The organism is Streptomyces sp. 4F14 (assembly GCF_048159485.1).
Classification (GTDB): Bacteria; Actinomycetota; Actinomycetes; order Streptomycetales; family Streptomycetaceae; genus Streptomyces.
The window spans coordinates 23,685-47,941 of record NZ_JBLRVY010000013.1; the positions used below are offsets into that span (position 1 = coordinate 23,685).

Below are 24,257 nucleotides of genomic sequence, written 5' to 3' on the forward strand. Positions count from 1 at the left end.
CTGACGGGATGGGGCTGATCGGGGAGGTACTGCTGCTGCCGTTCGCCCCGGTGCGCGGGACCGCGTGGGTGATCGGGCAGGTGGTGCGGGAGGCGGAGCGGATCTACTACGACCCCGCCACGATCCGCGCCGAACTCGCCCGGCTGGAGCGGCGGTTGGCGGACGGGGAGATCACGGCGGAGGAGTTCGACCGGGCCGAGGACCAGCTCCTCGACCGGCTGGAGACCAGTACGCGAACAGGCGACGGGACGACACGATGAACCGAACGGCACTGGGCCTCGCGATCGGGGCCGGCTATCTTCTGGGCCGCACACGGAAGTTGAAGCTGGCGCTGGCCGTCGGCTCCGTGGTGGCGGGCAAGAAGCTGAACCTCACCCCGAGGGGAGTAGCCGACCTGGTCTCCGGGCAGCTCCAGAACAACCCGCAGTTCAAGGAGATCGGGGACCAACTCCGCGAGGACCTGCGGGGAGTCGGCAAGGCGGCGACCGGCGCGGTCGTGGAACGCCGGCTCGACTCGCTCGCGGGGAGGCTGCACGGGCGTACGGCGGAGGTGCGGGGGCGGCTGGACGGGGCGATACCCGGGGTGGCCGAGCGCGACGAGGACGACGACACCGAAGCCGACGCCGGGCAGGAGGACCGCAGGGCCGGCAAGTCCGATGCCCCGGCCAAGCCCCGGAAGAAGGCGCCCGGCGCCAAGAAGGCCACCGACGCCGCCCGGAAGACCGCCTCCCCGGCCCGCGTCAGCAAGAAGGCCGCTCCCCGCGCGGCGAAGAAACCCTCGGCGCGCTCGGCGAAGCGGGGTGACGAGTGATGACCGACACCCTCTCCGGGGTGGCCCGCAGCGAGGCCGCCGACCGGCTCAAGGCGGAGGTCCGGGAGTACGTCGCCGCCCAGGCGCAGCGCCTCCTCGTCGGCGCCGGCCACAAACTCGGTGAGACCACCGTCAAGCTGAACGACATCGCGTCCGGCGAGAGCCCCGGCTTCGCCCGTCTCGCGCTCGACGGCGGGCGCAAACTCGCCGAGGGCAAAGGGCCGTTGCGCAGCGCCCTGGAGGTCGGCGCGGGCCGCGCGAAGGACAACGTCAAGGAAGCGCTCAAGGGCCTCGGCAAGAAGGGCAAGGGGAAGAGCAAGGGCGCCGGCGGGAAGAAGCCGACGGTCGTCATGGAGCACGTCGACGTCGGCGTCCCCCTGCGCACCGCCTACGACCAGTGGACCCGCTTCCAGGACTTCGGCTCCTTCGCGAAGGGCGTCAAGAGCGCCGACCGCGCCGACGACACCCGCTCCGACTGGCGGCTCAAGGTCTTCTGGTCCAGCCGCAGTTGGCAGGCGATGACCACGGAACAGGTCCCGGACGACCGGATCGCCTGGACCTCGCAGGGCGCCAAGGGCACCACGAAGGGCGTGGTCACCTTCCACCGCCTCGCCGAGAACCTGACCCGCGTCCTGCTGGTCGTCGAGTACTACCCCGCCGGCCTCTTCGAACGCACCGGCAACCTCTGGCGTGCCCAGGGCCGCCGGGTCCGCCTCGACCTCAAGAACTACGCCCGCTTCATCACCCTCAAGGGGGAGGCGGAGGACGGCTGGCGGGGCGAGATCCACGACGGAAAGGTCGTCGTGAGCCACGAGGACGCGGTGGCGGAGGAGACCGAGGACGGCGAGGAGCCGCAGGACGAGTACGAGGAAGAGGACGAGCCCCGCGACGAGTACGAGGACGAGGAGACGGACGAGGACGAGGACCAGGACCAGGACGCCGAAAGCGAGGACGCCGAGGGCGAGTTGGAGTACGACGAGGAGGACGAGGGAGGCGAGCCGGACGAGGCGGACGAGGAGCCGGACGACGACACCCCCGCCGCCGATGACACCTCCGACGACGAGGCCCCCGCCCGCGATCACCGGAGCCGGCGGTGAGCATGCCGAGCCGCCTCCCCGACCCGTACAACGGCAACGGAGGCGCCAACCTCGCCGACATCCTGGAGCGCGTCCTCGACAAGGGCATCGTCATCGCGGGCGACATCCGCATCAACCTCCTCGACATCGAGCTCCTCACCGTCAAGCTCCGTCTGGTCGTCGTCTCCGTCGACAAGGCGAAGGAGATGGGCATCGACTGGTGGGAGGACGACCCGGCGCTGTCCACCCGGGCCCGCCGGGACCAGCTCACCCGCGAGAACGCCGAGCTGCGGGCGCGTCTCGAAGCGCTGGACGCGCTGGAGGAGCCCCGGTGACCGCCCTGCGCTACGTCTACGCCGTCTGCCCCCCGTTCGAGACGCCGCTCCCGGCGGATCTCACCGGCGTCGTGGGCGAGCCACCCGCCCGGCTCGCCCACGGCCACCTCGTCGCGGTCGTCAGCCGGGTCCCCGAGGACGTCTTCGCCGAGGAGCCCTTGCGGCGGCGCCTGGAGGACCTGGACTGGCTGACCGGGACGGCCCGCGCCCACGAGCGGGTGATCGACGCGCTGACCGCCGTCACGACCCCGCTGCCGCTGCGGCTGGCGACCGTCTTCCGCGACGACAGCGGCGTACGGACGATGCTGGCGCAGGGCGAGGCCCGCTTCCGGCACGTCCTGGAGCGGATCGCGGGCCGGGTGGAGTGGGGGGTGAAGGTGTACGTCGACCGGGACGCGCCGCCCCCGGCGCCCCCGCCGGGTCCGGTGTCGGGGCGGGACTATCTGCGGCAGCGGCGCCGCGCGGCCCTCTCTCAGGAGGAGTCCTGGCACCGGGCGGAACTGTTCTCCGAACGGCTCCACAGCGCCTTGTGCACGCACGCGGACGCCGTACGCCTGCGCCCGCCGCAGAATTCCCCGCTCGCTCCCGACGGGCAGAACGTCTTCAACGCCGCTTTTCTCGTGCGCCGGGAGCTCTCCGAGGGTTTCGTGGAAATCGCGGACGGCGTCCAGGACAGCGAGAAGGGAATTCGCGTCGAAATCACCGGCCCTTGGGCGGCATATTCGTTCTGCTCCGACGAGGTGAATCCATGACCGTTCTCGAACGCCGCGAGGTCTCCCTCGTGGACCTCCTGGACCGTCTCCTCGCCGGTGGTGTCGTCATCACCGGCGACATCACGCTGCGGATCGCGGACGTCGACCTCGTCCGGATCGACCTGAACGCGCTGATCAGCTCCGTGACGGCCCAGGTGCCGTCCCCGTGGGAAGGGCCGACATGACCAACCGCCTGGATCTCGAACCGGACACCGTGGAGCGCGATCTGATCAAACTCGTTCTCACGGTGATCGAACTACTCCGCCAGCTCATGGAGCGGCAGGCGGTGCGCCGCTTCGACCAGGGCGATCTCACCGAGGAGCAGGAGGAGCGCGTCGGCCTGACCCTGATGCTCCTCGACGAGCGGATGACCGAGCTGCGCGAGCGGTACGGGCTGCGGCCCGAGGACCTGAATCTGGACCTCGGGCCGCTCGGGCCGCTGCTGCCGCGGCGCTGACTCTCACCTCACCAGCGGTACCAGCGCCCCCGGCTCCCGGTCGCCGACGTCCCGCGCAGCAGGAATCCCAGCAACCAGACGACGAGTACGGCGAGCGCTATCCACCAGAGGACTTTCACGGCGAATCCGACGCCGAACAGAAGCAGCGCCAGAAGCAGGACGAGAATAATCGGAACCATGGTGTGAACCTCCTGTGCTCCGGGTTTCCCCGACTCCACGTTTCATTCACACTCCGGTGATTCCCCCGAATCGGGCAGGGTATCCGCCAGGCATGAGAGCAGCAGTGGTGGACGCGGGTTCGAACACGGTACGGCTGGTGGTGACCGACGCCCGGGACGGTGTCCCGCTGCCGGTGCACACGGCGAAGTGGCGGCTGCGGCTGGCGGAGCGGACGGACCCGGACGGCCGGCTCGGCGCGGCGGCGACGGAGAAGCTGGCCGCGGCGGTCGGCGCGGCGGCGGCGACCGCGGCGCGCTGGGGCGCCCCCGATCCCCCGGCGTTCGCGACGGCGGTGATCCGCCAGGCCCCGGACCGCGCGGAGGTCCTGCGGGCGGTTCAGGAGCGGACGGGGGTGCGGCTGCGGCTGCTGCCGGGCGAGCTGGAGGCCGAGCTGACGTTCCTCGGGGTACGCCGCTGGATGGGCTGGCGGGCGGGTCCGCTGGCCCTGTTCGACATCGGCGGGGGCTCGCTGGAGGTGGCGTTCGGCCGGGGCCGTACCCCGGAGTTCGCGGCCTCCCTGCCGCTCGGCGCGGGCCGGCTCACCACCGACCGGCTGGCGGCCTGCGACCCGCCGTCGGACGACGAGCTGCGTGCCCTGCGCCGCCATGTCCGCCACACCCTGCGCGACGCGTCGGCCCGGATCCGCTGGGAGCGTCCCCAGACGACGGTGGCCACCTCGCGCACGTTCCAGCAGCTCGCCCGCCTGTGCGGGGCTCCGCCGGGCCGCAAGGGCCTGTTCGTGGAGCGCGCCCTGCACCGGACCGACCTGCGCCGCGCCGTCGACCGGCTGGCCGCGCTCCCGGTCGCCGCCCGGGCGGCGCTGCCCGGCATCTCCGCGCCGCGTGCGCGTCAGAGTCTGGCGGGCGCGGTCGTCGCGCACAGCGTGATGAAGCTGAGCGGTGTCCGGATGGTCACCGTCTGTCCCTGGGCTCTGCGCGAGGGGATCCTGCTGCGCTGTCTGGAGGACGGCACCGACTGGTGGCAGGACGCGCCGTCCCGTCCTCACCTGGCGAGCATCCCGAGCACGGCCGTCCCGAGCAGCGACCAGGCCACGTAGTCGCCGACGTGCCCGGACTGGAGCCACTGCGGCCACCTCGCCCGGTCCGGTCCTGGCCTCACCACCGACACCCGGGCGAGCAGGGCCGCGAGGAGGGCCGCGGCCAGTCCGGAGAGGACCCCGGGCGGCGTCCAGTGCCCGAGGACGCCGGGGACGAGGGCGGCGGCGAGCAGCAGCGCCGGTACGGCCGTCATGCCGTCCGGGATCCCGCGCAGCCGCCGTCCGGTCTCGGGGCGCTCGTGGGAGCCGGTCGTCCGGTCGCGGGTGTCCGCGCCGGGCGGGCGCGGTCCGAGGCCCCGGAAGACGTGGGCGGTCATCCGCAGGACGGCTCCGGCGGTGACCGCGGGGACGACGATGTACAGCGGGGCGAGCCAGGGGCCCGCGCTCTCCTCGACGGCCGCCTTGCCGAGGCCGGTCAGGAACGGCGGCAGGCCCGCGAGACCGAGGGCGGCGAGCGCGCACAGGACGCCGGTGGCGCGTAACTCCCGTGCCCGGCCGTGGAGTTCGGGTTCGTCGACGCTGCCGTACCGGTCGAGGAGGGTGCCCGCGCAGGCGAACAGGGCCGCTTTGACGCCGGCGTGGCCGAGGACGTACAGGGCGACGCCCTCGTCCGACTCGGGGGTGAGCAGGCCGATGCCGGTGAGGAAGAGGCCGGTGTGGGCGATGGTCGAGCAGGCCAGCAGGCGTTTGACGTGCCGCTGGCGGCGGCACAGGGCGGCTCCGGTGACGGCGGTGAGCGTGCCGAGGACGACCAGGGCGCGGGTGAACCCGGCCTCGGGGATGCCGCCGGGTCCGGCGAAGACGGTGCCGTACACGCGCCACACGCCGTACACGCCGAGTTCGACCATGACGCCGGACAGCAGCATGCAGACGGGGGTGGGGGCGACGGCGTGCGCGTCGGGGAGCCAGAAGTGGAAGGGTACGGCGGCGGCCTTGACGAGGAGACCGGCCGTGACCAGCGTGAACGCGGCCAGGACCAGCGCGTCGGGCGGTCCGTGGGCGTCGAGGGCGTGGCCGACACGGGTCATCGCGAGTTCCCCGGTGCGCGCGTACAGCAGGCCGATGCCGAGCAGCAGGGCGTAGCCGCCGAGGGAGTTGACGATCCCGAACGTCAGCGCGCCCTGGACGGCGCGGGGGTCGTCGATGCGGTAGCCGGTGAGGGCGTAGGCGACGACTCCCATCAGCTCGAAGAACACGAACGCGTTGAACAGGTCCCCGGCGAGCGCGAACCCGCACATCCCGGCCTGGAACGCGAGCATCAGCGCGGGGAAGGCTCCCGCGTGTCCGCGCGGCGGTTCCTCGAAGTACCGCCAGGAGTACGCGAGGGCGGCGAAGGTCAGCAGGGAGGCGAGCGCGGCGGCGGCCAGGCCGGGCCGGTCGCCGGTGAGGACGATCCCCAGGCGCGGCCGGGCTCCGGCCCACTCGGTCAGGGGCGCGTCGCGCAGCAGGGCCAGCGCGAGCACCGCGGTGCCGGCCGAGACCGCGCAGGCGGACGCCTCGGCGGCGGGGCGGGGCAGCCGGCGTCCCGCGCCCGCGAGCAGGGCCGCCCCGAGCAGGGGGAGCGCGGCGACGAGGGGCAGCAGCCGGTGCATCAGCCGCGCAGCTCCGACAGTTCGTCGGGGTCGACCGTGCCGTGGGTGCGGGCGACCTGGACGACGAGGGCGAGCAGCAGCGCGGTGACGGTCGCGCCGACGACGACGTCCGTGAGGGTGAGCGCCTGGACGACGGGGTCGACGACGGGGCGGCTGCCCGGTTCGAGGTCGGAGAAGACGGGCGCGGTCGCGTCGTCGCGCCGGCCGGCGGCGAGCAGCAGGACGTACGTCGAGGACTGGCAGACGGCCAGGCAGCCCACGGCGTGGATCAGGTCGCGGCTGGTGGCGAGGCCGAGGCAGCCGGCCAGGAAGATCCAGGCGGCGACCAGGTAGGGCAGGGAGTCCATCAGTCCTCGATCTCGACGGTCTGTTCCAGGAACCGGGCGAGCAGCACCACCACGGCGCAGGCCACCTCGACGCCGACGGCGGCGTTCAGCAGGGGTACGGTCCCGCCGGAGGCCAGGGTGTTGAACTCGCCGTAGGGCAGCAGGGAGTTGGCGAGGAACGCGGTGCCGGTGAGGACGGCGGCGAGGCCCACGGTGAGGTAGGCGCAGACGGCAAGCGCGTCGGCGGCCTCGTACACGGCGAGGGGGCGCAGGCGTTCCAGGGCGCGGTAGTCGGCGCCGAGGTACAGCAGGTGCAGGGCGGTGGCGGCGACGACACCGCCCTGGAAGCCGCCGCCGGGGCTGAGCTGTCCGTGGGCGACGATGTACACGCCGGTCAGGAGGGTGACGGGCAGGACGAGGAGAGCGTAGCGGCGTACGGCCGGCGCTACTTGGGCCGTCTCGGGGGGTGTGCGGTGTTCGCCGTGCGCCTGCCTCAGCAGGACGGCGCAGCCGAGGACCGCCGCGAAGAGGATGGCGACCTCGCCGAGGGTGTCGTAGGCGCGCAGGTCGAAGTTGAGGAAGGCGACGGTGTTGGCGGTGTGCCGGTCGAGGGAGGCGTGGACGGCCTGTTCGCCGTAGGCGTGGTGGGCGGTGCCGTGGGCGGGGAGGTCGAGGCAGGCGGCGGTCAGGAGGGCGGCGACTCCCGTGCCGCCCGCCGCGAGGACCGCCCACCGCGCCCGGCGGTTCATCGCCGGCCGCCTTTTCTGCGGACGGTCCGTACGGTCAGCATGATCAGCAGGGGGGTGAGGGCCGAGCCGACGGCGAGTTGGGAGAGGGCGACGTCGGGGGCCTGGAACACGGTGAACAGGACGGCGAGGTCGACGCCGAGCACGGACAGGACGAGGGCCTGGCGGGCGGGGTCGCGGGTGAGGACGGCGGCGGTGGCGGTGGCCGCGACGAGGAGGAGGGCGACGGCGGTCAGGGGGCCGGTCATCGTGGCTCTCCCGCGCCGCCGTCGCGGGTCTCCCCGACCGCGCGGTATCCCGCCGCCAGGGCCCGCGAGGCGACCAGGTTGCCGGCGATCAGCAGCGCCGTCACCACCAGCACCTTGGCCATGGCCCGCCCCGGCCCGGTCGCCGCGGACACGGCCGCCGCGACGCTCACACCGATGCCGACCGCCGTCCAGGTCAGGGACGTTGCCGTGCGTGGGGAGGCGGGTCCGTGCAGTTCGTCCGCGAGGAGGCGGGCGAAGACGAGGGTGCCGACGGGGCCGAGGAGGGCCAGCAGGAGCGCCACGTCGGTGTAGGAGGGGCGGCCGTAGCCCTGGGCGAGCAGGAGGAGGGCGGGGCAGGCGACGGAGGTGGTGAGGTTCTGGGCGAGGACGCGGCGCGGGAGGGGGCCGGTGGCGACGGCCCACAGGGCGGCCGTGAGTCCCGTGCCGAGCAGGATCGTCGCCGCCAGGAGCCAGCCGTTCACCGGCGGGTCACCGCCCGCCGCCCCGCGCGGGCCGCGAGCGCGCCGAAGGCGGCGGCGCCCGCTCCGGTGAGCGCTTCGAGCGCGTCGACCGTGGTGACGAGAACCAGCCACAGTGCGGCCAGCGCCGCCCACCAGGCAGCGAACTCCCCGGCGGCGGCGAGAACCGTACGCGCTGTCCTGGCCGGCACCCTCTCCGAGTGCCCAACGACCGGGGACGAAACCGCCCCTCAGCCGCGGGTCATCCCTCCCGCACTCTCTCGTCCACTCTCTCCTGGCGCTCCGCCTCGTCCCTGACCAGCATGGACAGCAGGGAGGCCACGGTCAGGCCGGCCTCCGCGGGGTGGCGGAGGATCCTGGTGGCGTCGATGTCGTACGTATTGCCCCGGCCGTGCCGGGTATGGGAGAGGTAGCCGCCCTGTTCGAGGTCCGCGATGATCTTCTGGACGGCCCGCTCGGTTAGGCGGCAGCGTGCGGCGATGTCGCGGACGCGGGCGCTGCGGTTGTCGGCGATGGCCGCGAGGACCCGCGCGTGGTTGGTGACGAACGTCCATCCGGTGTGCGGTTCGGGCACTCCATCCACTCCAGCCATGAGTCGATCCTACGGCCCTTCCTTCGCGTGTCCAAAAGCGCGAACCATAATTCCGGTATTGCTTGACGTGCGAGGCGGTCGACGACACGCTGGGGACAGGGATTTGACGGCGAGTACCCACAGAGAGGCAGCCATGCCGAACCCTCCCGAAGGACCGCGCCCGGGCCGCGCCGCCCCCTCGGTGAGCACCCATCTCGACGGTGACCGTGTTCTCGTCACGATCGCCGGCGAACTGTGCCTGGACGACAGCGCGTCACTGGAACGCATCCTGCGCGCCGCCCTGCGCGAGCCGGTCCGGCGCGTCGAACTCGACCTGGGCAAACTGGAGTTCTGGGACTGCTCGGCGCTGAACGCCCTGCTGACGGCCCGCCGTGAGGCCCTGGCCGCGGACAAGGAGTTCGCCGTCACCGCCGTGAGCCCGGTCGCGGAACGGCTGCTGGCGCTCACCGACACGCGCCCCCTGCTCGTCCCGGACCCCGGCCCTCAGGACGAGGAACTGCGCAGCGAGGTCACCCAGTTGCGCCGGGCCATGCAGACCAGACCGGACATCGACCTGGCCCGGGGCATCCTCATGGCGTCCTTCGGCCTGAGCCCCGACGAGGCGTGGGACGTCCTGGTGATGGCCTCCCAGAACACCAACACGAAACTCCACCGCCTGGCGTCGAACGTGGTCACCACCGTGCAGGGCACCCCGCTCCCCGACCCGGTGCGCCACCACCTCACGGCGGCCGTCGCCCGGGTCAGCCCCCCGGACGGCCCGGACGGCGAGCCCGCAGACACCGCCGCAGCTCCTCCGCGTACGGCAGCACCACCCCCGCCCCGATGACGGCCGCGAGCGCGGTCAAGTAGCGGGCGGGCAGCGGACGTTCGCGCGGCCTCAGCCGCCACTCCCCCGCCCCGCGCAGCGCGGCGCGCACCTGGTCGGCGTGCAGGCAGGCGGTGAACGCGAGCGCGGTCAGCGGCAGCACCTCCAGGAAGCTGTGGACGTGCTGCTCGACCGGCCGGACCTCGCGGGCGCCGGTCGCGAGCGTCACGTCGTACAGCGCCGTGGCCCCGTGGGCGACGGCCGCGCCGCCCATCACGGTCAGGACGAGCGGGTTGACGCGCGCGGTCAGACCGAGCACGACGGGGACACCGGCCTCGGTCATCATCAGCGCGTGGACGGCCGACTCCCGTATGCCACTGGTGTGTTCGATGCCGGTGGCACGGTGCAGCCGCCAGTCCGCGAGTCCCGGTACGACCCACAGCGGCAGCACCCCGTACAGCAGGAACCGGCGGCTCGCGTCCTCCACGTCGGTCGAGCGGGCCGGTATCCGCTCTATCTCGCCCTGCCGCCAGTGCCGCCACCTCGGCTCCACGACTCGCCTCCTCGTACGGGGAACCACCGGGTACCCCCGCCCTCGGCGGGTACTCGGGCACCCGGTCCCCACACAACCAGGAGGCGCTGTGACCGACTTCGGATACTTCCTCGCCTGCGAGGAGCACTCCCCCGCCGCCCTCGTCGACCAGGCCCGGATGGCGGAGCAGGCGGGGTTCGAGGCGCTGTGGATCTCCGACCACTACCACCCGTGGAACGACGCGCAGGGCCAGAGCCCGTTCGTGTGGTCGGTGATCGGAGCCCTCTCCCAGGCGGTGTCGCTGCCCGTGGAGACGGCGGTGACCTGCCCGCTGGTGCGCACCCACCCGGCGGTGATCGCCCAGGCCGCGGCGACGAGCGCGGTGCAGCTGGAGGGCCGCTTCCGGCTCGGCGTCGGCACCGGCGAGGCCCTCAACGAACATGTCCTGGGCGGCGGTTGGCCCGAGGCGCCGATCCGGCTGAGCATGCTGGAGGAGGCCGTCCAGGTCATCCGCAAACTCTTCACGGGCGAGCGGATCAGCCACTACGGCCGCCACTACACCGTCGAGAACGCCCGCCTCTACACCCTGCCCGACACCCCGGTCCCCGTCGACGTCTCCGCGTTCGGCCCGCACGCCGCCGAGACGGCCGCCCGCATCGGCGACGGCCTGATCACCATGGCCCCCGACGCCGGCGTGGTGGAGCGCTTCCGGCGCGGCGGAGGCGGCGCGAAGCCGGTGTACGGCGGCTTCAAGGTCTGCTGGGGCACCGACCGCGAGGAGGCCGTCCGCACCGCGCACCGCCTCTGGGCCAACCAGCAGCTCCCCGGCGAACTCGCCCAACTCCTGCCCACCCCGCGCCACTTCGAGCAGGCGTCCCAGCTCGTGACACCGGACCGGACGGCGGCCGCGATCCCCTGCGGCGACGATCCGGACGCGCACGTCGAGGCACTGCGGGCGTTCGTGGACGCCAGCTTCGACACCGTGTACGTCAGCCAGATCGGCCCGGACCAGCAGGGCTTCTTCGACTTCTACCGCACCAAGATCCTGCCCCAGGTGCGCGACTGAACTCCGCTGCGGGGGTTACCCGGCGGCCATGAGCACACGTGACCTGGCCACGACCCTGCGCGCGGAGACCGACGCCGAGGTCCGCTTCGACGCGGGCAGCAGAGCCGCGTACGCCACCGACGGCTCCAACTACCGCCGGGTTCCTCTGGGGTTGGTCGTCCCGCGCACCGTCGAGGCCGGGGCCCGCGCGATCGAGGTGTGCGCGGCGTTCGACGTACCCGTCCTGTCCCGGGGCGGCGGGACGAGCCTCGCCGGGCAGAGCACGAACGCGGCCGTCGTCGTCGACTGGAGCAAGCACTGTGACGCCCTCCTCGCCGTCGACCCCGACGCCCGTACGTGTGTCGTCGAGCCCGGCATCGTCCTCGACGCCCTCGACGCCCGGCTCGCCGACCACGGGCTGCGGTTCGGCCCCAAGCCCTCGACACACAGCCACTGCGCGCTCGGCGGCATGATCGGCAACAACTCCTGCGGGGCGTCCGCGCAGGCGTACGGCAAGACGGTGGACCACGTCCGCCGCCTGGAGATCGTCACCTACGACGGGCTGCGCACCTGGGTCGGCCCGACCGGCCCCGCCGAACGCGCCCGCATCCGCGCCGAGGGCGGCCCCAAGGCGAAGCTGTACGACGGCCTCGACCGGCTCGTCTCGGCCAACCTCGCTCAGATCAGGCGGGGTTACCCGAAGATCCCGCGCCGCGTCTCCGGGTACAACCTGGACTCCCTGCTCCCCGAGAACGGCTTCGACGTCGCCAAGGCCCTCGTCGGCAGCGAGGGCACCCTCGTCGCCGTTCTGCGCGCCGAACTCGGGCTGGTGGAGGTGGCGCCGTACGAGTCGCTGCTCGTCCTCGGGTACACGGACATCTGCCGGGCCGCCGACGACGTGCCGCGTCTCCTGGAGCACTCCTCGCCGGCCCAACTGGAGGCGCTGGACGGGCGGATGGCCCAGCTGATGCGGGAGGAGCGCGTGCACACGGAGTCCCTCGGGACGCTCCCCGAGGGCGACGCCTGGCTGCTCGTCCAGTTCGGCGGGGAGAGCGCACAGGACGTCGACGAACAGGCGCACGCGCTGCTCAAGGCCCTCGGCCGGGACGCCGGTGACTCCTCGGTCGCCTTCTCCGACGACCCCGCCCGCGAACAGCGCATGCTGCGCGCCCGCGAGGCCGGACTCGGGGTGACCGCACGCCCGCCGGACGGGCGCGACACCTGGGAGGGGTGGGAGGACTCCGCCGTGCCGCCCGATCAACTGGGCGCGTACCTGCGGGACTTGCGGAAGCTGTTCGCCGAGTTCGACTACGACCACCCTTCCCTGTACGGGCACTTCGGGCAGGGGTGCGTGCACACGCGGATCCCCTTCGACCTGCGGACCGGGCAAGGAGTCGCCGCCTTCCGGCGGTTCGTGGAGCGGGCCGCGGATCTCGTCGTGGGGTACGGGGGTTCGCTCTCCGGGGAACACGGGGACGGGCAGGCCCGCGGGGAACTGCTCACGCGGATGTTCGGGGAGCGGCTCGTCGGCGCGTTCGGGGAGTTCAAGGCGCTCTTCGACCCGCGCGACAGGATGAACCCCGGCAAGGTCGTCGACCCCGAGCCGCTGGACGGACGGCTGCGGGTGGGGCCGCTGTGGCAACCCGCCGACACCCGCACGCACTTCGGGTACCCCGACGACCAGCACTCCTTCAGCCGGGCCGTGTTGCGGTGCGTCGGCATCGGGGAGTGCCGCAGCCACGAGGGCGGCGTGATGTGCCCCTCCTACCGCGTCACCCGCGAGGAGGAGCACTCCACTCGGGGGCGTGCCCGCCTGCTCTTCGAGATGCTGGACGGCCACCCGGACTCGGCGATCACCGGCGGCTGGCGGTCACCGGAGGTGCGGGACGCGCTCGACCTGTGCCTCGCGTGCAAGGGCTGCAAGTCGGACTGCCCGACCGGGGTCGACATGGCCACCTACAAGGCGGAGTTCCTCGCCCACCACTACGCCCACCGCCTGCGCCCCCTCTCCCACTACTCGCTGGGCTGGCTCCCGCTCTGGACCCAACTCGCCCAGAACGCACCCACGTTGGTGAACGCCGCACTCCGCACGGGCCTCTCGAAAAGGCTGGCCGGCGTCGACCCCGCCCGCGAGGCACCCCGCTTCGCCCCCGAACCCTTCGTACGACGCCGCCGAGCACGCGGCGCCGCCCGCCCGACGCCGGGCGACCCCACGACGGTCGTGCTCTGGCCGGACACGTTCACCAACTTCTTCCACCCGGAGGTGGCGAGGTCGGCGGTACGCGTCCTCCAGGCGGCCGGGTACACGGTGGCGGTCCCGGCGACGCCGGTGTGCTGCGGGCTGACCTGGATCTCGACGGGCCAACTGGACGTGGCGCAACGCGTGTTGAAACGCACCCTCCGCGTCCTGCGCCCCTACCTGGACGCGGGAACGCCGATAGTCGGCCTCGAACCGTCGTGCACGGCGGTGTTCCGCTCCGACGCGGCCGAACTCCTCCCGGACGATCCGCTGGCACGGCAACTGGCCACGCACACAAGGACGTTCGCCGAGCAACTGACCGACTGCGACTGGGACCCACCGCAGGTCCCCCGACGGGCGGTGGTCCAGACACACTGCCACCAGCACGCGGTGACCGGCTCCGCCGCCGACCGCTCCCTGATGCACCGGGCCGGCATGAAGGCCGAAATTCTGGACGCCGGCTGCTGCGGCCTGGCAGGCAACTTCGGCTTCGAACGCGGCCACCACGAAGTCTCCCTGGCGGTAGCCGAGTCGGGAGTCCTCCCCGCAGTACGCAACACCGCCCCGGACGACCTGATCCTGGCCGACGGCTTCAGCTGCCGCACACAGATAGAACAGGCAGGGACGGGACGACGAGCGATGCACTTGGCGGAGGCACTGGCACACGCCCTGGAGGCCCGTCCCTCCACCCCTGGCGACCCGGCCCCCTGCCCCACCCAGCCCACCTAGCAGCAGGCAGCCGCACCACCCCCAGCCCCGCCCACCCGCCACCCGCCACGCGCTCCACCCAGCTCACCCAGCTCACCCAGCTGCGGGCAGTCGTGCCTCCCCCAGTGCCTCTAAGGGCCTGGGAGGTACCCCCATGGGGCGGCACGGGTGGGCGCAGCGGCACCCCGCAAGCGCGGGCAAGCGACACGCCCCCCACCCCAGCCACCCACCGAACCCGCACCCACCCCCACACCCGAAGGACCCCCCATGAAGGTCTCCGACCACCTCCTGAACCGCCTCCGCGAATGGGACGTCGAGTACGTCTTCGCCTACCCCGGCGACGGCATCAACGGCCTGCTCGCCGCCTGGGGCCGCGCCGACGACCTGCCCAGGTTCATCCAGGCCCGCCACGAGGAGATGTCCGCGTTCCAGGCCGTCGGATACGCCAAGTTCTCCGGCCGGGTAGGCGTCTGCGCGGCCACCTCAGGCCCCGGCGCCATCCACCTCCTGAACGGCCTCTACGACGCGAAACTCGACCACGTCCCGGTCGTGGCGATCGTCGGCCAGACGAACCGCAGCGCGATGGGCGGCTCGTACCAGCAGGAAGTGGACCTGCTGAGCCTCTACAAGGACGTGGCCTCGGACTTCTGCGCGATGGTCACGGTCCCGGAGCAGCTGCCGAACGTCCTGGACCGGGCGATACGCACCGCGTACGCGCGCCGCACGGTAACCGCCGTGATCCTCCCGGCAGATGTCCAGGAACTCGACTACTCACCCCCCGAGCACGCCTTCAAGATGGTCCCCTCCAGCCTCGGCCTGCCGCAGTACGCCCCGATCCCCTCGGACACGGACCTCCAGCGCGCGGCGGACGTCCTCAACTCCGGCGGAAAACCGGCGCTGTTGATAGGCCAGGGCGCGCGAGGCGCCCGCACGGAGGTGACGGCGACAGCCGAACGCCTCGGCGCGGGCGTGGCGAAGGCACTGCTCGGCAAGGACGCCCTGGACGACGCCCTGCCGTACTCGACGGGCGCGATCGGCCTGCTGGGCACGAGGCCGTCGTACGAGATGATGCGGGAGTGCGACACGCTGCTGGTGGTCGGTTCGTCGTTCCCGTACACGCAGTTCCTGCCGGACTTCGGCAAGGCGAGGGCCGTGCAGATCGACATCGACGCGCACATGGTCGGCCTGCGGTACCCCTTCGAGGTGAACCTCGTGGGCGACGCGGCGGCCACGCTCCAGCGGCTGCTGCCGCTGCTGGAGCAGGTGAAGGACTTCGCGTGGCGGGAGAAGATCGAGGCGAACGTGGCCCGTTGGCGCCGGGTGATGGTCCGGCGGGCGGAGGTGTCGGCGGATCCGATCAACCCGGAGTACGTCGCGCACGCGCTGAGCGGACTGCTCCCGGAGAACGCGGTCCTCACCGCCGACTCGGGTTCGGCCGCCAACTGGTATGCCCGGCATGTGGAGTTGAGGGGCGCGATGCAGGGCTCACTGTCGGGGACGCTCGCGACGATGGGGCCCGGTGTGCCGTACGCGATCGGCGCGAAGTTCGCGCACGGGGACCGTCCGGTGGTCGCGCTGGTGGGGGACGGGGCGATGCAGATGAACGGGCTGGCGGAGCTGATCACGGTCGCCAAGTACTGGCGGGAGTGGGCGGATCCGCGGCTGGTCGTCGCCGTGTTCAACAACCGCGATCTGAACCAGGTGACGTGGGAGATGCGCGCCATGGAGGGCGCCCCGCAGTTCCTGCCCTCGCAGTCGCTCCCGGACGTCGCGTACGCCGACTTCGCGCGCTCCCTGGGCCTCGGCGGGATGCGGATCGAGAAGCCGGACCAGGTGGGCGGCGCGTGGGAGGCGGCGCTCGCCGCGCGGGAGCCGTACGTCCTCGACTTCGTCACCGACCCTGCCGTACCGCCGATCCCGCCGCACGCGACCCTCGACCAGATCGAGGCGGCAGCGGCGGCGGTGCTGAAGGGGGACAGCGACCGGGCGGCGATGGTGAAGCAGGGGTTCAAGGCGAAGATGCAGGAGTTCCTGCCGGGGAAGCACGAGGGAAGGCGCGACGGTGGCCGATGACCCGGTCGTGAAGCGTGTCGACAGCGCCGTCTACACCGTCCCCACCGACACCCCCGAGGCCGACGGCACCCTCTCCTGGGACCACACGACCCTGGTCCTCGTCACCGTCCACGCGGCCGGGGTCACGGGGCTCGGCTACACGTACGCCCCGCCCGCCGCCGCGCACGTCGTGGACGATCTGCTGGCCGGCGCCGTCGTCGGCACCTCCGTGCTGGACGTGCCCCGCGCGCACGAGGCGATGACCCGGGCCGTGCGCAACGCCGGGCTGCCCGGGATCGCCGCGCAGGCGCTGTCCGCCGTCGACATCGCCCTGTGGGACGCGAAGGCCCGCCTCCTCGCCGTACCGCTCACGGGGCTGCTGGGCGCGGCGCGCGGCGAGGTGCCGGTGTACGGCAGCGGGGGGTTCGTGACGTACGACGAGGGGCGTCAGGAGCGGCAGTTGCGCGGCTGGGTCGAGGAGCAGGGCATCCCCCGCGTGAAGATCAAGATCGGGGAGTCGTGGGGCCGCGCCGAGACCCGCGACCTGCTGCGCACGGCCCGCGCCCGCGACGCGATCGGCCCCGCCGCCGAGCTGTACGTCGACGCCAACGGCGGCTACGGCGCGAAACAGGCGGCCCGGGTCGCGGTGGCTCTGGAGAGTGAGGGGGTGACCTGGTTCGAGGAGCCCGTCTCCGCCGACCGGCTCGGCGTCCTCGCGGAGATCCGTAGCCGCACAGACGCGGAGGTCACCGCCGGGGAGTACGGCTACACCCTCCCCTACTTCAGAGGGATGCTCGACGCGGGAGCCGTCGACTGCCTCCAGGCCGACGTGACACGCTGTGGCGGCATCACGGGCCGGCTGCGGGTAGCCGCCCTGGCTCTCGCGTACGGCCTCGACATCTCGGCGCACTGCGCCCCGCACGCCTCCGCGCCCGTCGCCGCCGCCGTCCCGAACCTGCGGCACATCGAGTGGTTCCACGACCACGTCCGGGTGGAGCGCCTGCTGTTCGACGGCGTCCTCGACCCGCTGGGCGGCGCGGTGACCCCGCGGGGCCCGGGCCTGGGCCTCGGCCTGGACGCCGAGCAGGCGCGGCCGTTCAGGAGCCGGTGATGGATCCGCCGACAGAGCCGACGACCGTGGTGGTGACCGGCGCGAGCGCCGGTGTCGGGCGCGCGGTGGCCCGCCTGTACGCCACCCGTGGCGCCCGCGTCGCCCTGATCGCCCGGGGCCGCGCGGGCCTCGACGCGGCGGCCCGCGAGGTCACGGAGCTGGGCGGCCGGCCGTACGTGGCCGAGGCGGACGTCGCCGACGCGGACGCGGTCGAGGCGGCGGCGGGCGCGGCCGAAGCGGCGCTCGGTCCGCTCGACGTGTGGGTCAACTGCGCCTTCACCAGCGTCTTCGCGCCCTTCACCGACATCACTCCCGAGGAGTACGCCCGCGTAACCTCCGTGACCTACCTGGGCTACGTCAACGGCACCCGCGCCGCCCTCGCCCGCATGGTCCCCCGCGACCGCGGCACGGTCGTCCAGGTCGGCTCGGCGCTCGGCGAACGCTCGGTGCCGCTCCAGTCGGCGTACTGCGGCGCCAAGCACGCCGTCAACGGGTTCACGTCGTCCGTACGGCTCGAACTCCTGCACCGGGGCAGCCGGGTCCGCGTCACGGTCGCCCAGCTCCCCGCCGTCAACACGCCCCAGTTCACCTGGGTACGGTCCCGGCTGCCGCGCCAGCCTCAGCCGATCCCGCCGATCTACCAGCCGGAGGCCGCCGCGAGGGGAGTCGTGCGCGCCGCCGACCGTCCCGGGCGCCGGGAGCGGTGGGTCGGGGCGAGTACGCGGGCGACGCTGCTGGCCAACCGGGTCGTACCGGCTCTCCTGGACCGGTACCTCGCCCGTACGGGGTACGCGTCGCAGCAGACCGGCGCGTCCCGCCCGCCCGGCCCGGACAACCTGTTCGCCCCGGCCGACGGCGAGAGGGACCACGGGGCGCGCGGGATCTTCTGAGCCTCAGTCGGGCAGCCGCAGTTCCGTCTCCGCCCCGCCTCCGGGACGGTTGCGGAACGTCAGCCGGGCGTCCAGCAGCCGGGCCTGGCCGGTGGCGATGGTCAGGCCGAGGCCCGTGCCGCCGGTCCGGTCGCCCGTGCGGAAGCGCTGGGGGCCGGACGCGTGGAGGACCGTGAGGAGGTCGGCGGGGAAGCCGGGGCCCTCGTCGCGGACCCGGATCACCGGGCCGTCGACGGTGACGACGACCGGCGGCGCTCCGTGCCGCAGCGCGTTCGTGGCGAGGTTGGTGAGGATCCGCTCCACCCGCCGGGGGTCGGTGGCGACGACGGTGTCGGTCACGATGTCGACGCTCACCCCGTCGAGACCGGACACCGCCCGCCGGGCCATCGCGCTGACCTCCCGCTGCTCGCGCTCGACGGCGGCGACCTGCGCGTCCATCCGGGCGACTTCGAGGACGTCCTCGACCAGCCCCCGCAGTCTGCCCACGCTGTCGGCGATCAGCTCGGACGGCCGCCCGGGCGGCAGCAGCCCGACGGCGGTGGCCATCCCGGCGACGGGGGTGCGCAGTTCGTGGGCGATGTCGGCGGTCACCCGGCGTTCCGCTTCGAGGCGGGCGCCGAGGGCCTCGGCCATGGTGTCGACGGAGGCCGCGAGGCGGGCGATCTCATCGTGGCCGCGCGGGTGGACGCGGGCGTCGAGGTCGCCCTCGGCGATGCGTTCGGCGGTGCGCGCGGCGGCGGTGGCCCGGCGGCCCATGCGCATGCCGAGCAGCAGTCCGGCCAGCGACACGGCGACGGTGGCGGCGGCGCCGGTCGCCAGCAGGGTCCGGTCGAGGGTGGACAGTGCCTCCTCCTCGGGGCCGTAGGACCGTTTCAGGGAGAGGACCTTGCCGCCGGCGACGGGGGTCGCCGCCCAGAGGACGCCGCCGTGGAGGTAGGTGACGCGGACCTTGTCCCGTACGGCGTGGGCGACCGGCGGGGGCAGGTCGGGGCGGTCGAGGCGGGCGGCGGTGCGGCGGCCGGCGGCGTGGTCGTAGGCGGCGGCGACCAGCTCGCGGTCGAAGCCGGCGCGGGCCGTCCTGAGCTGGTCCTCGGCGGTGAGCCGGTGCACGAGGACGCCGACGGCGCTCGCGACGCAGGTCGCGGCGGCGGCGACGGCGAGCGCGACCTTCGTGCCGAGGCTCGAACCCGGCCTTCTCATGTGCGCAGCTTGTAGCCGAAGCCGCGCACGGTCTCGATGCGCTCCCGGCCGATCTTGGCGCGCAGCCGCTGGACGTGGACGTCGACGACGCGGGTGTCGCCGGACCAGGCGTAGTCCCAGACGCGTTCGAGGAGCAGGTCGCGGGAGAGGACGCTGCCGGGCGCCGCCGCGAACTCGCCGAAGAGTTTCAGCTCGGTCGCGGTGAGCGCGAGGGGCTCACCGCCTCGCTCGACGGTCATGGACTCCGGGCAGAACTCCAGGTCCCCGAAGCGCAGCCGCGTCCGCGGGTCGTCGCCGCGGGCGAGCGGCACGGCCCGCCGCAGCAGGGACCGGATCCGGGCGACCAGCACGGGCCCGTCGAACGGCTTGGTGACGTAGTCGTCGGCGCCCGCCTCCAGGCCCATCACCACGTCTATCGGGTCGTTGCGCGCGGAGATCAGCAGCACCGGCACCCGGGACTCCTCCCGGATCCGCCCGGCGAGGCTCACGCCGTTGAGGCCGGGCAGCATGATGTCCAGGACGGCGACGTCGGGCCGCCGCTCCCGGAACAGGGCGAGTCCGCTCACCCCGTCGGCGGCGGCCCGCACCCGGTAGCCGCGCGCCTCCAGGGTGAGCTGGGTCGCCTCCCGGATCAGGTCGTCGTCCTCGACCAGCAGCACCTCAGGCAAGGCGGTCCCTCTCAATCGTCCGGCACGTCCAGCGTCATGTCGTCGTTGCCCTCGGCCCAGAAGGGAGCGGGCGGTTTCAGCGGGGTGATGGCGGCGTGCCCGTAGTAGGCGACGTCCCCGCGCCGGGTGAGCCCGTCGAGGACGATCTTCACGCGGTACTGCGCCGTCTTCCCGTCGTCGCATCCGGCGTTGCACACGCTGTCCTGCGCGATCCCGGTGGACGTCGGCCGCGCGGTTCCCCACCCGGTCCAGTGCAGTCCGACGAGGTAGAGGCTCTCCACGGCGATCTCGGTGGGATGCCGCCAGGCCCGCCCGTACACATCGCTGATGTACGTCGGCCCCGACCACTGCGCGGCGGTCACCGCGGGCCCCTCGATCTTCACCCCGCCGTCCGGCCGCCCGCACGCGGCGAGGCAGAGGAGGGCCACGACACAGCCTCCGACCTGCCGAAACCGCATCCCGTCTCCTTACTGGTCACCAGAACGGCCACATCGTACGCAGCGCCTCGTCCGCCTCTTGTAACGACTGTCCGGCGATCTTCCATCAGCGTGCGTCGACCGCTCCTCGACCGGTCGTGAAGGGGGCGTCCGCAGGATGCGGGCGTACGGGACCCGGTGGCGGAGGGCGGTCGGTCCATGGTGCGGCGGTTGCTCAGGAGATGGGTGCGGGAGCTGGTCCGCAGCGTGCAGATCATGGGCGCGCTGGCCCTCGGCATGTCACCGGAGGTGCTGGACGAGCAGCCCGACCCCCCGCAGCCACCCCCGGCGCCCGGCCCCGGCCTGCCCGGCCCGGGTCACCCCGAGCGCCACGTCCCCCATGTGCCGCTGTCCCCCGAGGAGTGGTCCGTGTGGTCCCGGCTGTGGTGACTCACGCGCCGGAGGCCGCCGAGCGGGGCGCCTCGGTGGTGGCGGCGAGGGCGTGCAGGAGTTCGTGGGCGACGGGGACGAGCCGGCAGCCCCGGTGGTGCCGGTTGGCGAGGGCGACGACGGCCGTGCCGGAGGCCGGGTGGAAGCCGGCGTACGCCTGCTGCCCGAAGGTCGCGCCGCTGTGGAAGAGCAGCGGCCCGTGCCCGGTCTCGTGCTGGAACCAGGTCAGGGTGTGCGCCTCCCGGTGCCGCCCGCGCCGCAGCTGGGGGACGACGACCTCGCGCAGGGCGCCCGCCAGCACGCCCCGGGGTACGAGGTGCGCCTCGGCGTACGTCAGCAGGTCCCCCGGCGTCGCCCGCACGGAGGCGGCCGGTGCGAACGCCCCCATCGAGGTGGACGGCACGCGGGTCGTGCCGTCCTTGCGGTAGCCGACGATGTCCGTGTCGGCGGCCGTCGCGCCGGTCCGTGTCATGCCGAGCGGCGTCAGCACCCGCCCGGCGAGCAGTTCGGGGTACGGCACCCCGGCCGTCCGGCTGAGCGCCTGCCCGAGGAGGGCGACGCCGAAGTTGGAGTAGGCCCAGTGCTCGCCGGGCGCGTGCCGGGGCCGGGTCCGGGCGAACGCGGCGAGCAGCCGGTCCGTGCCGTACGCGGTGTAGGGGTTGCGGTGGGGCCGCAGGAAGGCGCCGGGGAGCAGGTCGCGGGGGATCCGGGGCAGGCCCGAGGTGTGGGTGGCGAGGTGGCGCAGGGTGATCGGTCCGGCCGGGACGGGCAGGTGCGCGGCGAGGGGGTCGTCGAGGCCGAGCACCCCTTCGTCGGCGAGGCGCGCGGCGAGCAGCACGGTGAACGTCTTGGTGAGCGACCCGAGTTCGTACCGCAGCGCCCGTACGGCCCCGTCGGCGCCGACGACGGTCCGCCGGCCTTGCCGGGAGACGCCGAGGACGGCGTCGGGCGCGTCGATGCGGTGGAGGGCCTCGGCGAGGCGTGGGTCGGGGGCGGGCATCAGCCGAGCGCCCGGGAGACGGCCATGGCGGAGGCGAACGCGGCGACGAGGGTGGGGTGGTGGACGAGGTCGAAGACGTCGCCGGGGTCGCCGTCGGGCATCTCCCCGTGGACGGGGAACGCGCCGGAGGGGTCCTGGGCCGCCGCGTACCGCTCCCACAGGTCGGTGTCCAGCGTCGGGGCCGGCAGGCAGGCGTCCACGACGAGGAGTTCGCCGAGGAGGTCCCAGTGCCGGAGGTCGGCCCAGGTCTCCAGCCAGGCGGGGAGGTAGCGGTCGAGGTAGCCGGCGATGTCGGCGGGCATCGCGTGCGGTTTCTCGCCCCAGTTGGTGATGTGGAAGACGGTGTGGGTGATGTCGTAGGCGATGTGGAGCTGCACGGTCCACGGTTCGGGGAGCTGGCCGAGCCAGGTGCGGCGGAGGGTCTCGTCGAAGTCGGCGCTGGGGGTGAGGCCGATGCGGCGTTCGGCGCTGAGCAGGGCGAGTTGCCGGTTGGGGGGCCGTTCGACGGCGGCCCAGCTGCGGGTGAGCCGGGACACGGCGAGCATGTCCTCCAGGCCGGGGTGGCGGTAGCCGCTCTCGTGGAACGGCACGTACACCTCCAGGGGTACCGGCGAGTGCGGTTCCTGCCGCTGGAGGGCGGCCAGCACCCCGCCGCCGTCGAGGAGTTCGCGCCAGGCGAAGTCGAGGAGCGCGCCGCACCGCTCGCGCTGCCGGGAGCCGACGACGCCCTCGCGGAACAACACCCGCATGTTGACGCCGAGTTCACCGACGGGCTTGAGGCGTTCCCCGAGGGCGAGGCCGGAGGCGTGGTCCTCGGGGACGATCCGGAAGCGGTCGCGGTGGCTGTCGAGCCAGTCGAGGGCCCGCTCCCCCACCCGGTGCAGGAGGGCCGGGGAGGCTGCCGTCACGGTCATGGCGCGGGGTTCCTTCCGAAGAGCGCCAGCGTCGCCGCGAAGGCCGTGGCCAGCGTCGAGTGGTAGCAGGCCCGGAACGAGTCCCGGGGGAACGCGTCCTGTTCGGGGAGCCCCCCGTCGGCCGACTGCGCCTCGGCGAGCCGCGCCCAGGCCCCGTCGTAGGGGTCGGCGTCGGGCAGGCAGGCGCCGACCGCGAGGAGTTCGGCGACGAGGTCCCACTCGCCTTGCGCGAGCCGGTCGTCGAGCCAGGCGGGGAGCCACAGGCGCAGGTAGCGGGCGGCTTCGGGGGTGAGCGCGGTGCGGTCGGCGCCCCAGTCGGTGACGTGGAAGACGTCGTGGGTGAGCCCGTAGGCGGTACGGAGGTCGAGGGCCCAGGGTTCGGGGCGGACGCCGAGCCAGGTGCGGGCGAGTTCGGCGGCCGGGTCGGTGTGCGGGGCGAGGCCGATGCGGCGTTCGGCCATGAGGACGCCGAGGGTGCGGGTCGGGGTGTCGAGGGCGACGGTCCGGGATCGGAGCGGGGCGGTGGCGGCGGTGAGTTCGTCGGTGGCGCGGTGGCGCAGGCCGGCCTGGGCGAAGACGGCGTAGATCTCGACGGGGTAGGTGGCGTGGGGTTCGCGGTGGACGAGTTCCGCGAAGAGGGCGCCCTCGCGGGTCTCGGCCCAGGCGAACGCGAAGAGGGCGGCGGCCTCGGCGCGCAGGTCGGCGCTGGGGTGCAGGGCGGCGATCCGGCCGGTGAGCTGGGCGAGTTCGCCGAGGGGTTTCCAGGTGAGGTCGCGGTCGGCGTCGGTCGTCGCGTCGGCGGGCAGCCGGAAGGCGTCGCGGTGCGCGGTGAGCCAGCCGAGCGCCCGCCGCGCGACCCGGTCGAGGAGGAGGGCCGTCACCGGCCGGTCCCGAAGAGCCGGCGGGCCGCCTCCACCTGGAGCACGACCCGGGGGTCGGCGGCGCCCCACCGCTCCACGAACACGAGCCCGGCCGCGAGCCCCAGGGAGTCGGGCACGCCGGGCAGCCGGGCGAGCCAGCGTCCGACGCCGGCGGCCTGGAGCCAGTCCCGGCGGCGTACGGCGCGGACGAAGCCGCGCGACAGGTCGACGGCCCGTGCGGCGAGCCGCTCCTCCAGGCCGGGGGCGAGTCCGGGCACGGCGAGGGCGGCGAGCTGGGAGACCTGGTGCGTCAGGCGCGGCCAGGGTTCGTGTTCGGTCCAGCCGGTGTCGGGGTCCCCGGCGGCGGGCCAGGCCCCGGGCAGCAGGGTGCGCGCCGACTCGGCGAGCCCGTGGTGGCTCCACGCGGACACGGCGGAACCGGCCGTCGGCGGGTAGGCGGCGAGGGCCTGGCGTACGAGGGGGCCGTCGTCGTCGGCCGCGTGGCCGCTCAGCGTGTACGGGACGAGGACGTCGGCGCCGAGGACCCGGACGGCGGCCGGGGTGAGGGGGTCTTCGGGGCGCAGGACGCGGGACACGGCGTAGGGGTCACCCTCGCGCAGGGCGAGGATGACCCCGGTCGCCGCGTCGGCCACAGCGGTCTGCAGCTCAGCCAACGC

Annotated in this window: 31 protein-coding genes; 15 read left to right on the forward strand and 16 right to left on the reverse strand. The window is 73.6% G+C overall.

From position 1 onward, the window contains the following. Window positions 1-8 precede the first annotated feature (8 nt). The 7 genes from ACLZOT_RS23005 to ACLZOT_RS23035 are packed head-to-tail and all read left to right on the forward strand — an operon-like array spanning window position 9 to window position 3,431. Window positions 9-260, forward strand: coding sequence for a gas vesicle protein GvpG (locus ACLZOT_RS23005; protein ID WP_416970906.1), 252 nt, complete (start codon window positions 9-11; stop codon window positions 258-260). Then, the gene (locus ACLZOT_RS23010; protein WP_416970907.1) at window positions 257-811 is read left to right on the forward strand and encodes a DNA primase; all 555 of its coding nucleotides are present in this window, start codon (window positions 257-259) and stop codon (window positions 809-811) included. Before ACLZOT_RS23005 ends, ACLZOT_RS23010 begins: the two co-directional genes overlap by 4 nt. Beyond that, a complete protein-coding gene (locus tag ACLZOT_RS23015) occupies window positions 811-1,908 on the forward strand; it encodes an SRPBCC family protein (RefSeq protein WP_416970908.1) in 1,098 nt (365 codons plus the stop codon). The genes ACLZOT_RS23010 and ACLZOT_RS23015 overlap by 1 nt, the downstream gene beginning before the upstream one ends. Then, the gene (locus tag ACLZOT_RS23020; protein ID WP_416970909.1) at window positions 1,905-2,222 is read left to right on the forward strand and encodes a gas vesicle protein; all 318 of its coding nucleotides are present in this window, start codon (window positions 1,905-1,907) and stop codon (window positions 2,220-2,222) included. Before ACLZOT_RS23015 ends, ACLZOT_RS23020 begins: the two co-directional genes overlap by 4 nt. Further along, window positions 2,219-2,974 (forward strand): GvpL/GvpF family gas vesicle protein, encoded by a 756-nt coding sequence (locus ACLZOT_RS23025; protein WP_416970910.1) that lies wholly within the window; start codon window positions 2,219-2,221, stop codon window positions 2,972-2,974. Before ACLZOT_RS23020 ends, ACLZOT_RS23025 begins: the two co-directional genes overlap by 4 nt. Further along, window positions 2,971-3,159 carry a gas vesicle protein gene (locus tag ACLZOT_RS23030; RefSeq protein ID WP_416970911.1) on the forward strand — a complete coding sequence of 63 codons (189 nt, stop codon included), beginning with the start codon at window positions 2,971-2,973 and terminating at the stop codon, window positions 3,157-3,159. Before ACLZOT_RS23025 ends, ACLZOT_RS23030 begins: the two co-directional genes overlap by 4 nt. Then, window positions 3,156-3,431 carry a gas vesicle protein K gene (locus ACLZOT_RS23035; RefSeq protein ID WP_416970912.1) on the forward strand — a complete coding sequence of 92 codons (276 nt, stop codon included), beginning with the start codon at window positions 3,156-3,158 and terminating at the stop codon, window positions 3,429-3,431. Before ACLZOT_RS23030 ends, ACLZOT_RS23035 begins: the two co-directional genes overlap by 4 nt. Before the next feature lie 8 nt (window positions 3,432-3,439). Here the strand turns inward: ACLZOT_RS23035 and ACLZOT_RS23040 are convergent, their stop codons facing one another. After that, complete coding sequence (locus ACLZOT_RS23040; protein ID WP_416970913.1) at window positions 3,440-3,610, reverse strand: hydrophobic protein; 171 nt, start codon at window positions 3,608-3,610, stop codon at window positions 3,440-3,442. Window positions 3,611-3,702: 92 nt separating this feature from the next. On the opposite strand from ACLZOT_RS23040, the gene ACLZOT_RS23045 reads away from it, so the two are divergent. After that, entirely contained in the window at window positions 3,703-4,707 is a 1,005-nt protein-coding gene (locus ACLZOT_RS23045) for a Ppx/GppA family phosphatase (protein ID WP_416970914.1), read from the forward strand. On the opposite strand, the gene ACLZOT_RS23050 is transcribed toward ACLZOT_RS23045, so the two are convergent. Genes ACLZOT_RS23050 through ACLZOT_RS23080 form a run of 7 tightly spaced genes read right to left on the reverse strand, consistent with a single transcriptional unit; the run spans window position 4,653 to window position 8,690 of the window. Next, window positions 4,653-6,299 (reverse strand): complex I subunit 5 family protein, encoded by a 1,647-nt coding sequence (locus ACLZOT_RS23050; RefSeq protein WP_416970915.1) that lies wholly within the window; start codon window positions 6,297-6,299, stop codon window positions 4,653-4,655. The genes ACLZOT_RS23045 and ACLZOT_RS23050 overlap by 55 nt on opposite strands. Then, a complete protein-coding gene (locus ACLZOT_RS23055) occupies window positions 6,299-6,646 on the reverse strand; it encodes a sodium:proton antiporter (protein WP_416970916.1) in 348 nt (115 codons plus the stop codon). The genes ACLZOT_RS23050 and ACLZOT_RS23055 overlap by 1 nt, the downstream gene beginning before the upstream one ends. Then, window positions 6,646-7,374: a hydrogen gas-evolving membrane-bound hydrogenase subunit E gene (gene mbhE, locus ACLZOT_RS23060; RefSeq protein WP_416970917.1), complete on the reverse strand. Its 729-nt coding sequence runs from the start codon at window positions 7,372-7,374 to the stop codon at window positions 6,646-6,648. The genes ACLZOT_RS23055 and mbhE overlap by 1 nt, the downstream gene beginning before the upstream one ends. Continuing rightward, on the reverse strand, window positions 7,371-7,619 hold the full coding sequence (locus ACLZOT_RS23065) for a Na(+)/H(+) antiporter subunit B (RefSeq protein ID WP_416970918.1): 249 nt from the start codon (window positions 7,617-7,619) through the stop codon (window positions 7,371-7,373). The genes mbhE and ACLZOT_RS23065 overlap by 4 nt, the downstream gene beginning before the upstream one ends. Continuing rightward, window positions 7,616-8,101, reverse strand: a complete 486-nt coding sequence (locus tag ACLZOT_RS23070) for a monovalent cation/H+ antiporter complex subunit F (protein ID WP_416970919.1) — start codon at window positions 8,099-8,101, stop codon at window positions 7,616-7,618. The genes ACLZOT_RS23065 and ACLZOT_RS23070 overlap by 4 nt, the downstream gene beginning before the upstream one ends. After that, window positions 8,098-8,289, reverse strand: a complete 192-nt coding sequence (locus ACLZOT_RS23075; protein WP_416970920.1) for a hypothetical protein — start codon at window positions 8,287-8,289, stop codon at window positions 8,098-8,100. Before ACLZOT_RS23075 ends, ACLZOT_RS23070 begins: the two co-directional genes overlap by 4 nt. Window positions 8,290-8,339: 50 nt before the next feature. Next, on the reverse strand, window positions 8,340-8,690 hold the full coding sequence (locus ACLZOT_RS23080; protein ID WP_416970921.1) for a MarR family transcriptional regulator: 351 nt from the start codon (window positions 8,688-8,690) through the stop codon (window positions 8,340-8,342). Window positions 8,691-8,823: 133 nt separating this feature from the next. On the opposite strand from ACLZOT_RS23080, the gene ACLZOT_RS23085 reads away from it, so the two are divergent. Next, complete coding sequence (locus tag ACLZOT_RS23085; protein ID WP_416970922.1) at window positions 8,824-9,516, forward strand: ANTAR domain-containing protein; 693 nt, start codon at window positions 8,824-8,826, stop codon at window positions 9,514-9,516. Here ACLZOT_RS23085 and ACLZOT_RS23090 read toward each other — a convergent pair. After that, window positions 9,431-10,048, reverse strand: a complete 618-nt coding sequence (locus ACLZOT_RS23090) for a diguanylate cyclase (protein ID WP_416970923.1) — start codon at window positions 10,046-10,048, stop codon at window positions 9,431-9,433. The genes ACLZOT_RS23085 and ACLZOT_RS23090 overlap by 86 nt on opposite strands. A gap of 88 nt (window positions 10,049-10,136) precedes the next feature. On the opposite strand from ACLZOT_RS23090, the gene ACLZOT_RS23095 reads away from it, so the two are divergent. The 5 genes from ACLZOT_RS23095 (at window position 10,137) to ACLZOT_RS23115 (ending at window position 18,072) form a co-directional block, all read left to right on the forward strand. Then, the gene (locus ACLZOT_RS23095; protein ID WP_416970924.1) at window positions 10,137-11,093 is read left to right on the forward strand and encodes an LLM class F420-dependent oxidoreductase; all 957 of its coding nucleotides are present in this window, start codon (window positions 10,137-10,139) and stop codon (window positions 11,091-11,093) included. Between the two features lie 28 nt (window positions 11,094-11,121). Further along, on the forward strand, window positions 11,122-14,040 hold the full coding sequence (locus tag ACLZOT_RS23100; protein WP_416970925.1) for an FAD-binding and (Fe-S)-binding domain-containing protein: 2,919 nt from the start codon (window positions 11,122-11,124) through the stop codon (window positions 14,038-14,040). Window positions 14,041-14,286: 246 nt separating this feature from the next. Further along, window positions 14,287-16,092 (forward strand): thiamine pyrophosphate-requiring protein, encoded by a 1,806-nt coding sequence (locus ACLZOT_RS23105; RefSeq protein WP_416970926.1) that lies wholly within the window; start codon window positions 14,287-14,289, stop codon window positions 16,090-16,092. Continuing rightward, complete coding sequence (locus ACLZOT_RS23110) at window positions 16,082-17,182, forward strand: enolase C-terminal domain-like protein (RefSeq protein WP_416970927.1); 1,101 nt, start codon at window positions 16,082-16,084, stop codon at window positions 17,180-17,182. Before ACLZOT_RS23105 ends, ACLZOT_RS23110 begins: the two co-directional genes overlap by 11 nt. After that, entirely contained in the window at window positions 17,182-18,072 is an 891-nt protein-coding gene (locus ACLZOT_RS23115) for an SDR family oxidoreductase (protein WP_416970928.1), read from the forward strand. Before ACLZOT_RS23110 ends, ACLZOT_RS23115 begins: the two co-directional genes overlap by 1 nt. A 3-nt stretch (window positions 18,073-18,075) precedes the next feature. Here the strand turns inward: ACLZOT_RS23115 and ACLZOT_RS23120 are convergent, their stop codons facing one another. The 3 genes from ACLZOT_RS23120 to ACLZOT_RS23130 are packed head-to-tail and all read right to left on the reverse strand — an operon-like array spanning window position 18,076 to window position 20,398. Further along, window positions 18,076-19,272 (reverse strand): ATP-binding protein, encoded by a 1,197-nt coding sequence (locus tag ACLZOT_RS23120; RefSeq protein WP_416970929.1) that lies wholly within the window; start codon window positions 19,270-19,272, stop codon window positions 18,076-18,078. Then, the gene (gene cseB / locus ACLZOT_RS23125) at window positions 19,269-19,940 is read right to left on the reverse strand and encodes a two-component system response regulator CseB (RefSeq protein ID WP_416970930.1); all 672 of its coding nucleotides are present in this window, start codon (window positions 19,938-19,940) and stop codon (window positions 19,269-19,271) included. The genes ACLZOT_RS23120 and cseB overlap by 4 nt, the downstream gene beginning before the upstream one ends. A gap of 11 nt (window positions 19,941-19,951) precedes the next feature. Further along, the gene (locus ACLZOT_RS23130; protein ID WP_416970931.1) at window positions 19,952-20,398 is read right to left on the reverse strand and encodes a hypothetical protein; all 447 of its coding nucleotides are present in this window, start codon (window positions 20,396-20,398) and stop codon (window positions 19,952-19,954) included. A 204-nt stretch (window positions 20,399-20,602) separates the two neighbouring features. On the opposite strand from ACLZOT_RS23130, the gene ACLZOT_RS23135 reads away from it, so the two are divergent. After that, a complete protein-coding gene (locus tag ACLZOT_RS23135; protein ID WP_416970932.1) occupies window positions 20,603-20,806 on the forward strand; it encodes a DUF6059 family protein in 204 nt (67 codons plus the stop codon). A gap of 1 nt (window position 20,807) precedes the next feature. On the opposite strand, the gene ACLZOT_RS23140 is transcribed toward ACLZOT_RS23135, so the two are convergent. From ACLZOT_RS23140 to ACLZOT_RS23155, 4 genes are read right to left on the reverse strand one after another with little or no spacing between them, the layout of a single operon-like run. After that, window positions 20,808-21,806 (reverse strand): serine hydrolase domain-containing protein, encoded by a 999-nt coding sequence (locus ACLZOT_RS23140; RefSeq protein WP_416970933.1) that lies wholly within the window; start codon window positions 21,804-21,806, stop codon window positions 20,808-20,810. Continuing rightward, window positions 21,806-22,720, reverse strand: coding sequence for a DUF6895 family protein (locus tag ACLZOT_RS23145; protein WP_416970934.1), 915 nt, complete (start codon window positions 22,718-22,720; stop codon window positions 21,806-21,808). The genes ACLZOT_RS23140 and ACLZOT_RS23145 overlap by 1 nt, the downstream gene beginning before the upstream one ends. Continuing rightward, window positions 22,717-23,601, reverse strand: a complete 885-nt coding sequence (locus ACLZOT_RS23150) for a DUF6895 family protein (protein ID WP_416970935.1) — start codon at window positions 23,599-23,601, stop codon at window positions 22,717-22,719. Before ACLZOT_RS23150 ends, ACLZOT_RS23145 begins: the two co-directional genes overlap by 4 nt. After that, a complete protein-coding gene (locus ACLZOT_RS23155) occupies window positions 23,598-24,254 on the reverse strand; it encodes a hypothetical protein (protein WP_416970936.1) in 657 nt (218 codons plus the stop codon). The genes ACLZOT_RS23150 and ACLZOT_RS23155 overlap by 4 nt, the downstream gene beginning before the upstream one ends. Window positions 24,255-24,257 lie beyond the last annotated feature (3 nt).

Excerpts from the sequence above, each read along its gene's own strand:
- ACLZOT_RS23105 (WP_416970926.1), top strand. The coding sequence starts at position 14,287 with ATGAAGGTCTCCGACCACCTCCTGAACCGCCTCCGCGAATGGGACGTC.
- ACLZOT_RS23120 (WP_416970929.1), bottom strand. The coding sequence starts at position 19,272 with ATGAGAAGGCCGGGTTCGAGCCTCGGCACGAAGGTCGCGCTCGCCGTC.
- mbhE (WP_416970917.1), bottom strand. The coding sequence starts at position 7,374 with ATGAACCGCCGGGCGCGGTGGGCGGTCCTCGCGGCGGGCGGCACGGGA.
- ACLZOT_RS23080 (WP_416970921.1), bottom strand. The coding sequence starts at position 8,690 with ATGGCTGGAGTGGATGGAGTGCCCGAACCGCACACCGGATGGACGTTC.
- ACLZOT_RS23005 (WP_416970906.1), top strand. The coding sequence starts at position 9 with ATGGGGCTGATCGGGGAGGTACTGCTGCTGCCGTTCGCCCCGGTGCGC.
- ACLZOT_RS23055 (WP_416970916.1), bottom strand. The coding sequence starts at position 6,646 with ATGGACTCCCTGCCCTACCTGGTCGCCGCCTGGATCTTCCTGGCCGGC.
- ACLZOT_RS23145 (WP_416970934.1), bottom strand. The coding sequence starts at position 22,720 with ATGACCGTGACGGCAGCCTCCCCGGCCCTCCTGCACCGGGTGGGGGAG.
- ACLZOT_RS23085 (WP_416970922.1), top strand. The coding sequence starts at position 8,824 with ATGCCGAACCCTCCCGAAGGACCGCGCCCGGGCCGCGCCGCCCCCTCG.
- ACLZOT_RS23140 (WP_416970933.1), bottom strand. The coding sequence starts at position 21,806 with ATGCCCGCCCCCGACCCACGCCTCGCCGAGGCCCTCCACCGCATCGAC.
- ACLZOT_RS23115 (WP_416970928.1), top strand. The coding sequence starts at position 17,182 with ATGGATCCGCCGACAGAGCCGACGACCGTGGTGGTGACCGGCGCGAGC.
- ACLZOT_RS23100 (WP_416970925.1), top strand. The coding sequence starts at position 11,122 with ATGAGCACACGTGACCTGGCCACGACCCTGCGCGCGGAGACCGACGCC.
- ACLZOT_RS23045 (WP_416970914.1), top strand. The coding sequence starts at position 3,703 with ATGAGAGCAGCAGTGGTGGACGCGGGTTCGAACACGGTACGGCTGGTG.
- ACLZOT_RS23015 (WP_416970908.1), top strand. The coding sequence starts at position 811 with ATGACCGACACCCTCTCCGGGGTGGCCCGCAGCGAGGCCGCCGACCGG.
- ACLZOT_RS23035 (WP_416970912.1), top strand. The coding sequence starts at position 3,156 with ATGACCAACCGCCTGGATCTCGAACCGGACACCGTGGAGCGCGATCTG.
- ACLZOT_RS23065 (WP_416970918.1), bottom strand. The coding sequence starts at position 7,619 with ATGACCGGCCCCCTGACCGCCGTCGCCCTCCTCCTCGTCGCGGCCACC.
- ACLZOT_RS23010 (WP_416970907.1), top strand. The coding sequence starts at position 257 with ATGAACCGAACGGCACTGGGCCTCGCGATCGGGGCCGGCTATCTTCTG.
- ACLZOT_RS23050 (WP_416970915.1), bottom strand. The coding sequence starts at position 6,299 with ATGCACCGGCTGCTGCCCCTCGTCGCCGCGCTCCCCCTGCTCGGGGCG.
- ACLZOT_RS23040 (WP_416970913.1), bottom strand. The coding sequence starts at position 3,610 with ATGGTTCCGATTATTCTCGTCCTGCTTCTGGCGCTGCTTCTGTTCGGC.
- ACLZOT_RS23030 (WP_416970911.1), top strand. The coding sequence starts at position 2,971 with ATGACCGTTCTCGAACGCCGCGAGGTCTCCCTCGTGGACCTCCTGGAC.
- ACLZOT_RS23130 (WP_416970931.1), bottom strand. The coding sequence starts at position 20,398 with ATGCGGTTTCGGCAGGTCGGAGGCTGTGTCGTGGCCCTCCTCTGCCTC.